Source organism: Roseovarius halophilus (ex Wu et al. 2025) (assembly GCF_047086965.1).
In genome coordinates this window covers 1-12128 of record NZ_JBKOTX010000009.1, presented here as the reverse complement: position 1 = coordinate 12128, position 12128 = coordinate 1, and the positions used below count along the sequence as shown (strand labels likewise).

At 67.5% G+C, this 12128-nt stretch carries 13 protein-coding genes and 1 tRNA gene; 8 read left to right on the top strand and 6 right to left on the bottom strand.

Annotation, left to right across the window (positions count from 1 at the left end):
• Positions 1 to 115: 115 nt before the first annotated feature.
• Positions 116 to 709 carry a nucleotidyltransferase family protein gene (locus ACH107_RS03040; RefSeq protein ID WP_310691755.1) on the top strand — a complete coding sequence of 198 codons (594 nt, stop codon included), beginning with the start codon at positions 116 to 118 and terminating at the stop codon, positions 707 to 709.
• Between the two features lie 122 nt (positions 710 to 831).
• On the opposite strand, the gene ACH107_RS03035 is transcribed toward ACH107_RS03040, so the two are convergent.
• Positions 832 to 917: transfer RNA gene (locus ACH107_RS03035), tRNA-Leu, on the bottom strand.
• Positions 918 to 1053: 136 nt separating this feature from the next.
• Here ACH107_RS03035 and ACH107_RS03030 point away from each other — a divergent pair.
• Positions 1054 to 1632: a YqaA family protein gene (locus ACH107_RS03030; RefSeq protein ID WP_310691034.1), complete on the top strand. Its 579-nt coding sequence runs from the start codon at positions 1054 to 1056 to the stop codon at positions 1630 to 1632.
• On the top strand, positions 1629 to 2078 hold the full coding sequence (locus tag ACH107_RS03025) for a disulfide bond formation protein B (protein WP_310691035.1): 450 nt from the start codon (positions 1629 to 1631) through the stop codon (positions 2076 to 2078). The genes ACH107_RS03030 and ACH107_RS03025 overlap by 4 nt, the downstream gene beginning before the upstream one ends.
• A gap of 42 nt (positions 2079 to 2120) precedes the next feature.
• Here ACH107_RS03025 and ACH107_RS03020 read toward each other — a convergent pair whose 3' ends face one another.
• Positions 2121 to 2387, bottom strand: coding sequence for an usg protein (locus tag ACH107_RS03020; RefSeq protein ID WP_412504591.1), 267 nt, complete (start codon positions 2385 to 2387; stop codon positions 2121 to 2123).
• A gap of 204 nt (positions 2388 to 2591) precedes the next feature.
• Here ACH107_RS03020 and gyrA point away from each other — a divergent pair, with 204 nt between their 5' ends.
• From gyrA to gluQRS, 4 genes are read left to right on the top strand one after another with little or no spacing between them, the layout of a single operon-like run.
• Positions 2592 to 5330, top strand: a complete 2739-nt coding sequence (gyrA, locus tag ACH107_RS03015; RefSeq protein ID WP_412504590.1) for a DNA gyrase subunit A — start codon at positions 2592 to 2594, stop codon at positions 5328 to 5330.
• A gap of 45 nt (positions 5331 to 5375) precedes the next feature.
• Positions 5376 to 6731: a methylenetetrahydrofolate--tRNA-(uracil(54)-C(5))-methyltransferase (FADH(2)-oxidizing) TrmFO gene (trmFO, locus tag ACH107_RS03010; RefSeq protein WP_412504588.1), complete on the top strand. Its 1356-nt coding sequence runs from the start codon at positions 5376 to 5378 to the stop codon at positions 6729 to 6731.
• 22 nt (positions 6732 to 6753) lie between these two features.
• Positions 6754 to 7362, top strand: coding sequence for a class I SAM-dependent DNA methyltransferase (locus ACH107_RS03005; RefSeq protein WP_412504587.1), 609 nt, complete (start codon positions 6754 to 6756; stop codon positions 7360 to 7362).
• Positions 7359 to 8183, top strand: coding sequence for a tRNA glutamyl-Q(34) synthetase GluQRS (gene gluQRS / locus ACH107_RS03000; RefSeq protein ID WP_310691040.1), 825 nt, complete (start codon positions 7359 to 7361; stop codon positions 8181 to 8183). The genes ACH107_RS03005 and gluQRS overlap by 4 nt, the downstream gene beginning before the upstream one ends.
• 41 nt (positions 8184 to 8224) lie before the next feature.
• On the opposite strand, the gene hisI is transcribed toward gluQRS, so the two are convergent.
• On the bottom strand, positions 8225 to 8587 hold the full coding sequence (gene hisI / locus ACH107_RS02995) for a phosphoribosyl-AMP cyclohydrolase (protein ID WP_412504586.1): 363 nt from the start codon (positions 8585 to 8587) through the stop codon (positions 8225 to 8227).
• 69 nt (positions 8588 to 8656) lie between these two features.
• On the opposite strand from hisI, the gene ACH107_RS02990 reads away from it, so the two are divergent.
• On the top strand, positions 8657 to 9109 hold the full coding sequence (locus ACH107_RS02990; protein WP_310691042.1) for an iron-sulfur cluster assembly scaffold protein: 453 nt from the start codon (positions 8657 to 8659) through the stop codon (positions 9107 to 9109).
• Between the two features lie 230 nt (positions 9110 to 9339).
• Here the strand turns inward: ACH107_RS02990 and ACH107_RS02985 are convergent, their stop codons facing one another.
• From ACH107_RS02985 to ACH107_RS02975, 3 genes are all read right to left on the bottom strand, one after another.
• Positions 9340 to 9462 carry a hypothetical protein gene (locus ACH107_RS02985; RefSeq protein WP_412504585.1) on the bottom strand — a complete coding sequence of 41 codons (123 nt, stop codon included), beginning with the start codon at positions 9460 to 9462 and terminating at the stop codon, positions 9340 to 9342.
• A gap of 105 nt (positions 9463 to 9567) precedes the next feature.
• On the bottom strand, positions 9568 to 11658 hold the full coding sequence (gene recG, locus ACH107_RS02980) for an ATP-dependent DNA helicase RecG (protein ID WP_412504584.1): 2091 nt from the start codon (positions 11656 to 11658) through the stop codon (positions 9568 to 9570).
• On the bottom strand, positions 11655 to 12128 hold a 474-nt coding region (locus ACH107_RS02975), incomplete at its 5' end, for a BRCT domain-containing protein (RefSeq protein WP_412504583.1). The genes recG and ACH107_RS02975, both read right to left, overlap by 4 nt.

The following is a 12128-nucleotide window of genomic DNA, read 5'->3' as shown; positions in this document are numbered from 1 at the left end:
ATGTCGCAAACATCGGAGGAAGCATGGAGACGACAGCGCAGCGCCCGGTCAAGTACATCGGGGTCACGGGGCATCATTCCTTGGTCAGCGGGGCGTCGCGACCGGCGGCGCCCTGGTGGGCGTGACACCGGCGATCCTCATCCCCGCGGCCGGGGCCGCCAGCCGGATGGGCGGGCGCGACAAGCTGCTGGAGCCAATTCATGGCGTGGCGCTTCTGCAACGGAGCGTCGATCTGTGCCTGCCCCACGGCCCTGTGATCGTGACCCTGCCCCGTGCGCACCACCCGCGGGCGCGGGTGGTGCCCCGCGCGGCGCGGATCGTGACCGTACCCGACTGGCAGGACGGCATGTCGGCCAGCCTGCGCGCGGGCGAGGCGGCGATCCCCCGCCAGCGCGACCTGCTGATCCTGCCCGCCGACATGCCCGCGATCACCGGCGACGACATCGCCGGGGTCATCGCGGCGCGGGCGCAGGCCCCCGGGGCGCTGATCTGGCAAGCGGCAACGGCTGAAGGCCAGCCCGGCCATCCGGTCCTCTTCGCCGCGTCGTTGAGACCGGCGTTCGCGCACCTGTCCGGCGACGCGGGCGCGCGCACCATCATCGCGGCGTATGGCGAGAGACGTCACCTTGTTCCGTTGCCCGGTCAGAACGCGCGGCTGGACCTCGACACGCCCGAGGACTGGGTCCGCTGGCACCGGAGCCGGACGTAGGTTCCGCGTGCCCCGCCGCGCCCGTGGTCGCGTCAGAGCGGAAACAGTAACACGACAAGACTGTGGAACCTGGCTCTAGACCGGGCGCAGCGCGGTCACCGGCCCGAAATCCGCCAAGTCATTGGTGCCGGTGGAGGGAGTCGAACCCTCACGATGTTGCCATCGGGGGATTTTGAATCCCCTGCGTCTACCATTCCGCCACACCGGCCACGGGTATGGTCGATAGCCCCGCGCCCGGGCGAGGTCAACGCAGAAACCATGGCCCCGCCGCCGCGCGCTATTGACCCCCCGTGGGTTCCATGGCCTAAGGCGCACGACCCAGCCCAGCCATCCCGGACAGCCGCATGATCCGCCGCCTCTACGACTGGACCATGTCCATGGCCGACCACCCGCGCGCATTGTGGGTCCTGGCCCTGGTGTCCTTCATCGAAAGCTCCGTCTTCCCGATCCCGCCGGATGTGCTGATGATTCCGATGATCCTGGCCGCGCCGCGTCGCGCCTGGCTGATCGCGTGCGTCTGCCTCGTGTCCTCGGTGCTCGGCGGGATGCTGGGCTATGCCATCGGGGCCTTCGCCTACGACTCCATCGGTCAGCCCGTCCTCGAAGCGCTGGGCAAGGGCGACTCCATGGCGGCGTTCAACCAGCGTTTCAATGATGTCGGCTTCTGGGCGGTGCTGGTCGCGGGGCTGACACCCTTTCCATACAAGGTCATCACCATCATGTCCGGCTGGACGGCGATGCCGCTGGGCACCTTCATCGTGACCTCGATCCTTGCGCGGGGGCTGCGCTTTTTCATCGTCGCCGCCTTGCTTTGGCAGTTCGGCGCCCCGATCCGCGACTTCATCGAACGCCGCCTTGGGCTTGTCTTTGCCGCCTTCTGTGTCCTACTGGTTGGCGGTTTCTATCTCGTGAGCCACCTATGACGCGCACCCAACTGACCTTTCTCGCCGCGGGCGGGTCCTTTGCCCTTCTGGCCGGGGCCTTCGGGTTCCAGGCGATCGGCTACCCCCCCTGCGAGATGTGCCTGTGGCAACGCTGGCCCCATGCTGCCGCCATCGCGATCGGGGCGCTTGCGCTGCTGATCTGGCGTCCCGCCGCGCCATTGCTGTTGCTGGGCGCGCTTGCCGCGGCCACGACAGGCGGCATCGGCCTCTATCACGCCGGGGTCGAGCGCGGCTGGTGGGAGGGGCCCGCCAGTTGCAGCGGCGCCGGCGGCGGACTGGGCGACGACCTGCTATCGACAGATATCGCGACGGTCGTGATGTGCGACGATGTGGTCTGGTCGCTCTTCGGGCTGTCCATGGCCAGCTACAACGCGCTGATCTCTTTTGCGCTGGCCGCCGTCTGGGTTCTGGCTGCGCGCCGCTGAGGTCATGCCGGAAAACCCGCCCGCCGTCGTGCGCGGCGGACCCTAGTGACAGGTCATCTCGCCCACAACATTGCGCCATTCCCCCGGCGCGATCAGCCGGCGATGGGTGAACCGGACCGAGTGCAACTGCCCCTCGATCTCGGCCTTCCAGAAGTCGATGAACCCCATCAGCCTGTCATGGTCCGGCGCCTGATCGTAGTCCTGCCAGATGAAGGTATTGAGCACCCTGGGATGGTCCGGCATCCGGTAGAAAAACTCCGCCGTGGTCAGCCCGTAGCCCCGCAGCATCAGTTCGGTTTCCTGTGTCATCTCCCGCTCCGTTGCGACATGGTGATTCATGTGACGCCGGAAATCGTTAACAAGTCAACGAAAACAGCTTGTTAGCAGGTCATGGCGCTGGCTGACAGCGGGCTGGTCCCGCGCCCATTGCACCCCATCCCTCGGGGGTGATATACAGCCCCCAACAATATCTAGACGTGCCGGGCCCTGGGTCGGCACCAACAGGCGGAAAGCATGAGCGACACCCCCGAACCCCCTGAGAACGAAGACGAAAACCGGCCCGAAGGGTCCGGCTACAGCGGGCCGTCCATCTCGATCTCGGACGAGATGAAAGCCTCTTACCTCGATTATGCCATGAGCGTGATCGTCAGCCGCGCGATCCCCGATCTGCGCGACGGTCTCAAGCCCGTGCACCGGCGCATTCTTTACGCGATGCACGAAGCCGGCAACACCCATGACAAGCCCTATCGCAAGTCCGCCCGCGCCGTGGGCGACGTGATGGGCACCTATCACCCCCATGGCGACTCGGCGATCTATGATGCGTTGGTGCGCATGGCGCAGCCCTTTTCCATGTCGCTGCCACTGCTCGATGGGCAGGGCAACTTCGGCTCCATGGATGGCGACAACGCGGCGGCCATGCGCTATACCGAGGTGCGCATGGACAAGCCGGCCGGCGCCCTGCTGGCCGACATCGACAAGGACACCGTCGATTTCCAGGACAACTACGACGGCCGCGACAAGGAGCCGACGGTCCTGCCGGCCCGCTTTCCCAACATGCTGGTCAACGGCGCGGGCGGCATCGCCGTGGGCATGGCCACCAATATCCCGCCGCACAATCTGGGCGAGGTCTGCGAGGCCACGCTGGCGCTGATCGAGAACCCCGACCTGAGCACCGAAGACCTGATCGAATATGTTCCCGGCCCCGACTTCCCGACAGGCGGGATCATGCTGGGCCGCTCGGGCGCGCGCAAAGCCTACCTTGAGGGGCGTGGCTCGGTCGTGGTGCGTGCCAAGGCCCAGGTCGAGGAACTGCGCAAGGATCGCTGGGCGATCGTCGTCAACGAAATCCCCTTCCAAGTGAACAAGGCGACGATGATCGACCGCATTGCCGAGGCCGCCCGCGACCGCAAGATCGAGGGCATCGCCCATGTCCAGGACGAGAGCGACCGCGCAGGCGTGCGCGTGGTGGTCGAGCTCAAGCGCGACGCCACCGCCGAGGTCGTGCTCAACCAGCTCTACCGTTTCACGCCCATGCAGACCTCCTTCGGCTGCAACATGCTCGCACTGAACGGCGGCCGGCCCGAAACCCTGACCCTGCGCAAGTTCCTGAGTTATTTCATTGACTTCCGCGAGGATGTTGTGGCGCGGCGCACGGCCTACCTGCTGCGCAAGGCGCGCGAGCGCAGCCATGTGCTCTGCGGTCTGGCAGTGGCCGTGTCCAACGTCGACGAGGTCGTTGCGACGATCCGGTCCTCGGCCGATGCGCCCGAGGCGCGGCGCCGCCTGATGGAGCGGCGCTGGCCCGCCGGCGATATCGTCGAATACCTGCGCCTGATCGACGATCCGCTGCATCCGGTCAACGAGGACGGCACTTACAACCTATCGGAAACACAGGCCCGCGCGATCCTGGACCTGCGCCTGCAACGCCTTACGCAGTTGGGTGTCCAGGAAGTCACGCAAGAGCTCGAGGACCTGGCCGGCAAGATCAAGGACTACCTCGAGATCCTGGGCAGCCGCGAACGGATCATGGCGATCATCGCCGAAGAGCTGCGCGAGGTGCGCGACCAGTTCGCCGTGCCGCGCCGCACCCAGATCACCGACTGGTCCGGCGACATGGACGACGAGGACCTGATCGAGCGCGAGGACATGGTCGTCACCGTCACCCAGGGCGGCTACATCAAGCGCACCGCGCTGGCCGATTTCCGCGCGCAGAAGCGGGGCGGCAAGGGCCTCTCGGGCGGCAGCCTCAAGGAAGACGATGTCGTCACCACGCTCTTCGTGGCCAACACCCACACCCAGCTGTTGTTCTTCACCACCGACGGGATGGTCTACAAGCTCAAGACCTGGCGCCTGCCGCAGGGCGGGCGCACCTCCAAGGGCAAGGCCATCGTCAACATCCTGCCGATCCCCGCGGGTGTTTCCGTCGCCGCGATCATGCCCGTGGACCGCGATGAAAAGGACTGGAAGGACCTGCAGATCGTCTTTGCGACCAGTGCCGGCGACGTGCGCCGAAACCGCCTGTCGGATTTCACCAATGTGAAGTCCAACGGCAAGATCGCCATGAAACTGCCAGAGGACGTCAGCCTGGTGACCGCGCGCATCGCCTCGGAGGACGATGATGTCATGCTCGTCACCGACGCGGGCCGGGCGATCCGGTTCCGGGCCACGGATGTGCGCGTGTTCCAGTCGCGCGACTCGACCGGCGTGCGCGGCATTCGCCTGCCCACCGGCGCGACGGTCGTCTCCATGTCCGTGATCCGCCATTTCGAGGCGACGAGCGAGGAGCGCACCACTTACCTCAAGATGCGCCGCGCCATGGCCGGGCTGACCGACGAGGCCGAGGCCGACGAGGACGAGGCCGCACCGGGCGGCCCGGCCGAGATCGACTATCCGGCGATGTCGGCGGCCGAGGACCTGATCCTGACCATCACCGCCGCGGGCCTGGGCAAGCTGAGTTCCAGCCACGACTACCCTGTGCGCGGGCGCGGCGGACAGGGGGTCACCGCCTGGGAAAAGACCATGCGCGGCGGCGAGATCGTCGCCTGCTTCCCCGTGGACATGGACGACCAGATCATGCTGGCCACCTCCAAGGGCCAGTCGATCCGGGTGCCGGTCGAGGGCATCTCGTTCCGGTCGCGCAGCGCGGGCGGCGTCAAGGTCTTCAACACCGGCAAGGGCGAAGAGGTCGTCTCGGTGGCCTGGATCGCGGATCAGGGCGAGGACGAGGCGACGCCCGACGCGGACGAAACCTGAGGTCCGGGGTTTTCCCCGGGCCGTGAAAACACTATCTGAGCGGCCATGACACAGACACTTCACATCGTCGGCGGCGGCATGGCCGGGTCCGAGGCGGCCTGGCAGGCCGCCAACGCGGGCTGCCGCGTGGTCATCCACGAGATGCGCCCCAAGGTCGAGACCTTCGCCCACCGCACCGGCCACCTGGCCGAGATGGTCTGTTCCAACTCCTTCCGCTCGGATGACGACCAGCAGAACGCGGTGGGCCTGCTGCACTGGGAGATGCGCCAGGCCGGCGGGATCATCATGGCCACGGCGGATGCGCACAAGCTGCCCGCGGGCGGGGCGCTGGCCGTGGATCGCGACCCTTTCGCCGAAGCCGTGACCGCAAGGTTGACCGCGCATCCCAATATTTCGGTCTCTTACGAGGAGATCGACACCCTGCCCGACGACGGCCACTGGATCATCGCCACCGGCCCGCTGACCTCGGGCCCGCTGGCCGAGGCGATCCGGGCCGAGACCGGCGCCGAGGCGCTCGCCTTCTTCGACGCCATCGCCCCCATCGTCTATGCCGAGACCATCGACATGGGGCAGGCCTGGGAACAATCGCGCTATGACAAGGGCGAGACCGAGGTCGAGCAAAAGGCCTACATCAACTGCCCCATGACCAGGGCCCAGTACGAGGCCTTCATCGACGCGCTTCTGGCCGCCGACAAGACCGCCTTCAAGGACGGCGAGACCGCCGGTTATTTCGACGGCTGCCTGCCCATCGAGGTCATGGCCGAACGCGGCCGCGAGACCCTGCGCCACGGCCCGATGAAGCCCATCGGGTTGACCAACCCCCACGCGCCCGAGGTGAAACCTCATGCAGTGGTTCAACTTCGCAGGGATAACGCGCTGGGAACGCTGTATAATATGGTCGGCTTCCAGACCAAGATGCGCTATGGGGCACAGACGGATGTGTTCCGCATGATCCCCGGGTTGCAGGATGCGACATTCGCCCGTCTGGGTGGCATCCACCGCAACACCTTCCTCAATTCGCCCACCCTGCTGGACGGCCAGATGCGCCTGAAGTCGCGGCCAAACATCCGCTTTGCGGGCCAGATCACGGGGGTCGAAGGCTATGTCGAAAGTGCGGCCATGGGCCTTCTGGCCGGGCGGCTGGCCGTGGCCGAGATGACCGGGGCAAGCCTGCCGCCAGTGCCCCAGACCACCGCCATGGGCGCGCTGGTCACGCATATCACCGGCGGGGCCGAGGCCAAGACGTTCCAGCCCATGAACGTCAATTTCGGTCTGTTCCCCCCGGTCGAGGGGCTCAAGGCTGGCCGTCGCGGCCGCAAGGACCGCTACCGCGCCTATACCGACCGCGCCAAGGTCGACTGGCAGGCCTGGCTGGCGGCCACAGAACTGGACGCCGCCTGACCCCGCGGCTAGCCTGTGCTGCATGACCGATGACACTTCAACCCCCGCCAACCTCTGGACCCCGCGGCCCGTCGAGGAGACAATCGACGTCTACCGCGACTGGGCCGGGGCCTACGATACAGATCTTGAATCCTTCGACTATCGCACGCCGGACCGGCTGACCGCGGCCTTGGCCCGCCACGTGGCCCCGGAAACCACCGTGCTCGATTTCGGCTGCGGCACCGGGATTTCCGGCGCCGCCCTACAGCGGGCCGGGTTCGCCCACCTGCACGGCACGGATGTCGTGGCCGAAATGGTCGAGATCGCCCGCGACAAGGGCATTTACGAAAAGCTCTGGGTCGGCGCACCAGACGCAGCCTTGCCCCGGCACTATGACGCGATGGTCGCCGTTGGGGTGGTCAGCCTCGGCGCGGCCCCGCCCGAGACCCTCAGCTTGCTGATCGGGCACCTGACGTCGGGCGGCATCCTGGCCATGTCCTTCAACGACCCCACGATCGAGAACGGCAGCTATGACGCCGTGCTGCAGGGCCATGTCGACGCCGGAGAGGTGACCGTCGTGTCGCGCGAACACGGTCCCCATCTGGAGGCCAAGCAGATGGGCTCGGACGTGATCGTTTTGCGCCGCGAATGATCACCCGCTTCGCGCCCTCGCCCACGGGGCGGCTGCATCTGGGTCATGCCTATTCGGCGCTGACCGTCTGGCAGGTGGCCCGCAACATGGGCGGCACGGCGCTGTTGCGGATCGAGGATACCGACAGCACCCGCTGTCGCCCCGAGTACGAGGCCGCCATCCACGCCGACCTGCGCTGGCTGGGGCTGGACTGGCCGACGCCGGTGCGGCGGCAATCCGACCACCTCGCCGACTACACCGCCGTGCTGGACGATCTCGCGGCGCGCGGGCTGCTCTACCCCTGTTCCTGTTCGCGCTCGGCCATCAAGGCGGCGGGCGCGCGCACCGGTTGGGACGGGCTCGTCTATCCCGGCACCTGCCGCGCGCGCCCCATGACGCAGGCCCGCCCCGGCGACGCGCTGCGCCTCGACCTTGCCCGGGCGCTGGCGCGCGTCGGCCCCCTGCCCGCCTTCACCGAGATCGGCCCCATGCACCCCGGAACGCACCGGCCCGACCCGGACCAGCTGATCGGGCTGATCGGCGACCCGGTGCTGCGGCGCAAGGACAGCGGCGATCCGGCCTATCACCTGGCCTGCCCCGTCGACGACGCGGCGCAGGGCGTCACCCACGTCGTGCGCGGCGCCGACCTCTGGCACGCCACCTTCCTGCATGTGGCGCTACAGGCGCTCATGGGCTGGCCGGTGCCCCACTATCACCACCACGCACTGATCCAAGACGAGACCGGCGCGCGACTGGCCAAGATAGACGCCTCGCGCGCCCTGGCCAGCTACCGCGACGCGGGCGCGACCCCCTCCGATATCCGTCAGCGCGTAGCGCTCTGACAGCGCTTCAACTCGGCCGATAAATTCCTGCCGGAGGCCCCCTAGCCGTCAACCGGGCGCATCAGCTCGCGTTCTTCCCAGTCCATCACCGAGGTATAGAAACATGACCGCCGGTTGGTATGGCAGGCCGGGCCGGTCTGGCGCACCACGGCCAGCAGGCAGTCGCTGTCGCAATCCACGCGCAGGTCCACCAGTTCCTGAACATGGCCGCTGCTCTCGCCCTTGACCCAGAAGGTCTGGCGCGAGCGCGACCAATAGGTGACGCGGCCGGTCTCGAGGGTCTTCTCGACGGCCGCGCGGGTCATCCAGGCCATCATCAGCACCGCGCCATCCGTGGCGTCCTGGGCAATGCAGGGGACCAGACCGTCAGAATCATAGGTCAGACTCGCGGGATCGAAGGCCATGTCGAATTTCCTTTGGCATCTGGGATCGGCCAGCCTATTTATTGGGCAAGACAGACGAAAGCAAACCGCATGACCGCAGAAACCGACCTCATCAAGCTCTACTCCACCCGGATTCTCGGGCTGGCTGCCGAGATCCCGCGGCTCGGGCGGCTCGACTCGCCCGATGGCACGGGCAAGGTACGCTCGCCGCTCTGCGGCTCGACCGTCTCGGTGGACCTGCGGCTCGAGGATGGAAAGATTACCGACTACGGCCAGGACGTGAAGGCCTGCGCCCTGGGCCAGGCCGCGGCCGCCGTGGTGGCGGGCAATGTCATCGGGCGCACCGAACCCCAGGTGCAACAGACCCGTGACGAGCTGCACGCCATGCTGAAACAGGATGGCCCCCCGCCCGCAGCACCCTTCGACGGGCTTGAGGTGCTGCAACCGGCGCGGGACTACAAGAATCGCCACGCCTCGATCCTGCTGGCGCTGGACGCGACGCTGGAAGCCTTCAAGGCCGCGCGCGAGGCCGACTGCGCCTGACAGGCGCGATTTCCGCAACAGATGCCCCCGAAAAGAAAAGCCGCCGCGCCCCGGGACAGGGGAACGCGGCGGCAGGTCTGTGCCCCGGGTCCGGTCGCAATCGGGAGAGGCAGATCCCGGGCGATGAAAAAGCGACGCGGGACGCCGCTGCGGACAGGCAGTTTCGAATCGTCAGTGCATCCGTGGTGGGACAGCAGATGCAGAACGTCGGGACCGTGGCACGCGGCAGATCACAGAAGCGCGGGCAGGTGCAGCGCCACCAACAGCAGGACCATCAGTGCGGCGGCGCCAAAGGCATCGGCCACCAGCGTCTCGCGCGAGCGGGCAATCGCCTGTCTGATTTCCTTGGCCATGGGGCAACTCCTTTCCGTTCTCCTGTTGCACCTTTGTTCTCATTCACCGCGCCTTAATGCAAGAACTTTTTAAGAACATTCGTGAACAAAGAGAAATTTGCGAAGCTAACCCACTGAAATCAAACGGATTGCCCGGTCCTGCTCCATGAGCCAGAGCAGAACACGCGCCGCCTGCCCTCTCTGGCCGGTCAGGTCCGGGTCGTCTGCCAGCAGTTTGCGCGCGTCCTGCTGGGCCAGCGCCATGAGCGCCGACTGCCGCTCGATATCCGCGATGCGAAAGCGCGGCAGCCCGGACTGAGCGGTGCCGATCACGTCGCCCGCCCCGCGCATGGCCAGGTCTTCCTCGGAGATGCGAAAGCCATCCTCTGTCTCGCGCAGGATCTCGAGGCGCCGCCGCCCGGTCTCGGACAGGGGCGGCTGATACATCAGCAGGCAGGTGGACTGCGCCGCGCCGCGCCCCACCCTGCCACGCAACTGGTGCAGCTGGGCCAGGCCGAAGCTCTCGGCGCGCTCGATCACCATGATCGAGGCATTGGGCACGTTGACCCCCACCTCGATCACCGTGGTGGCCACCAGAACACCCGTCTCGCCGGTCACGAACCGGGCCATGGCGGCATCCCTGTCGGCCGGGTCCATGCGGCCATGGACCAGACCGACGACACCCTCGCCAAGCGTCGCGCGCAGGCGCTTGAACCGGTCCTCGGCGGCGGTCAGCTCGCTGACCTCGGATTCCTCGACCAGCGGGCAGACCCAATAGGCCTGCCGCCCCTCGGCCACGGCCTTGCGCAGATGCGCGACCACGTCGTCCAGGCGCCCGGTGCTGACCACGCTCGTGGTGACGGGCGTGCGGCCGGGCGGTTTCTCGTCCAGAACCGAGACATCCATGTCGCCGTATTGCGCCAGCGCAAGGCTGCGCGGGATTGGCGTAGCCGTCATCACCAGCACGTCGACGGCAGCGCCCTTGGCGCCCAGCTGCATCCGCTGCGAAACGCCAAAGCGGTGCTGTTCGTCCACGATGGCCAGCCGCAGGTCGCGGAACGCGACATCCTGCTGAAACACCGCATGGGTGCCCACCAGCAGGCCGATCTCGCCCGAGGCCAGCGCGGCCAGTTTCGCGCGCCGCTCCGCCCCCTTGTCGCGGCCCATCAGCAGTTCCAGCCGCACGCCAGCCGCACCGGCGAGCGGGGCCAGCCCCTCCATGTGCTGGCGGGCGAGGATCTCCGTGGGGGCCATCATGACGCCCTGCCCGCCCGCCTCGACCGCCGCGAGCAGCGCCAGCAGCGCCACCAGCGTCTTGCCCGCGCCGACATCGCCCTGAAGCAGGCGGTTCATGCGCTTGGGCGCGGCCATGTCGGCAGTGATCTCCGCGACCGCGCGGGTCTGTGCACCGGTGGGCGCATAGGGCAGATCGGCCAGCACCTTGTCGCGCAGGCGGCCATCGCCCTGCGTCACCTGCCCCTTGCCGCGCCGCTGGGTCGCCCGCGCCAGCGCCAGGGTCAGTTGATGCGCCATCAGTTCGTCATAGGCCAGCCGTTGCCGCGCCGGCGAGGTCGTGGCCAGTTCGGCCCCCGACAGGGGCGCATGGGCGGTTTCGAGGGCGGCGCGCCAGTCGGGCCAGCCCTCGCGGGCGCGCATGGCCGGGTCGATCCATTCGGGCAGGTCCGGCGCATGGGCCAGGGCCGCGCGGATCGCCTTGGCCATCACACGCTGCGTGACCGACCCGGTCAGCGGATAGACCGGCTCGAAAGGCGGGATCTGCTCGGCCTCTTCGGGGCGCAGGATGTGGTCGGGATGCACCATCTGGGCTATGCCGTCGAACAATTCGACCTTGCCCGAGATCACCCGCCGCTGGCCGCTGGGCAGGATGCGCCGCAGGTACTCGCCACGGGCATGGAAAAACACCAGCTGGAAACTGGTTTGCGCATCCTCGACGATGACACGGTAAGGCCGCCCGCGCTGGCCGGGCGGGCGATGTTCGCCCACCACGACCTCGACCGTGCAATGGGCCGGCGGAACCAGATCGCGGACGCTGGCGCGGCGCGACCGATCCACGCCGCTGTAGGGCAAGGTGAAGGCCATGTCGCGCGGCTTTTCGATGCCGCCTGTCGCCAGTTGCTGGGCCAGTTTCGGGCCGACCCCGTCGAGCGTTGTCAACTCCGCGAAAAGCGGAAACAGGACTTCCGGGCGGCTGCTCATGCCTCGCCGATCAGCGACAGCCAACCATCCTCGTCGAGCGTCTCGATGCCCAGTTCGGCGGCCTTGCTGGCCTTGGACCCGGCCCCCGGCCCGGCCACCAGCAAATCGGTCTTGGCGCTGACCGAGCCCGAGACCTTGGCCCCCAGCGCCTCGGCGCGGGCCTTGGCCTCGGCGCGGGTCATCTTTTCCAGGCTTCCGGTGAAGACAACGGTCTTGCCCGCGACGGGACTGTCCGCGGCGCGCGCCTTGGGCGGTCTGATCTCGGTCAGTTCGGCGACCAGCCGGTCGATGGCCGCGCGTTCGTGATCGTTGGCAAAGGCATCGGAAAGCGAGAGCGCCAGGACCGGGCCAATGCCGTCGGCCGCGGTCAGGTCGTCCCAGGCGGCTTTGTCCATGGCCGGGATTCCCCTGTTCAACGGATTCATTTCCAAGGAAAAGATGCTGGAAGAGGCCGCGCATACGGTCTGGTG

Excerpts from the sequence above, each read along its gene's own strand:
- ACH107_RS03030 (WP_310691034.1), top strand. The coding sequence starts at position 1,054 with ATGATCCGCCGCCTCTACGACTGGACCATGTCCATGGCCGACCACCCG.
- ACH107_RS03025 (WP_310691035.1), top strand. The coding sequence starts at position 1,629 with ATGACGCGCACCCAACTGACCTTTCTCGCCGCGGGCGGGTCCTTTGCC.
- ACH107_RS03020 (WP_412504591.1), bottom strand. The coding sequence starts at position 2,387 with ATGACACAGGAAACCGAACTGATGCTGCGGGGCTACGGGCTGACCACG.
- gyrA (WP_412504590.1), top strand. The coding sequence starts at position 2,592 with ATGAGCGACACCCCCGAACCCCCTGAGAACGAAGACGAAAACCGGCCC.
- trmFO (WP_412504588.1), top strand. The coding sequence starts at position 5,376 with ATGACACAGACACTTCACATCGTCGGCGGCGGCATGGCCGGGTCCGAG.
- ACH107_RS03005 (WP_412504587.1), top strand. The coding sequence starts at position 6,754 with ATGACCGATGACACTTCAACCCCCGCCAACCTCTGGACCCCGCGGCCC.
- gluQRS (WP_310691040.1), top strand. The coding sequence starts at position 7,359 with ATGATCACCCGCTTCGCGCCCTCGCCCACGGGGCGGCTGCATCTGGGT.
- hisI (WP_412504586.1), bottom strand. The coding sequence starts at position 8,587 with ATGGCCTTCGATCCCGCGAGTCTGACCTATGATTCTGACGGTCTGGTC.
- ACH107_RS02990 (WP_310691042.1), top strand. The coding sequence starts at position 8,657 with ATGACCGCAGAAACCGACCTCATCAAGCTCTACTCCACCCGGATTCTC.
- ACH107_RS02985 (WP_412504585.1), bottom strand. The coding sequence starts at position 9,462 with ATGGCCAAGGAAATCAGACAGGCGATTGCCCGCTCGCGCGAGACGCTG.
- recG (WP_412504584.1), bottom strand. The coding sequence starts at position 11,658 with ATGAGCAGCCGCCCGGAAGTCCTGTTTCCGCTTTTCGCGGAGTTGACA.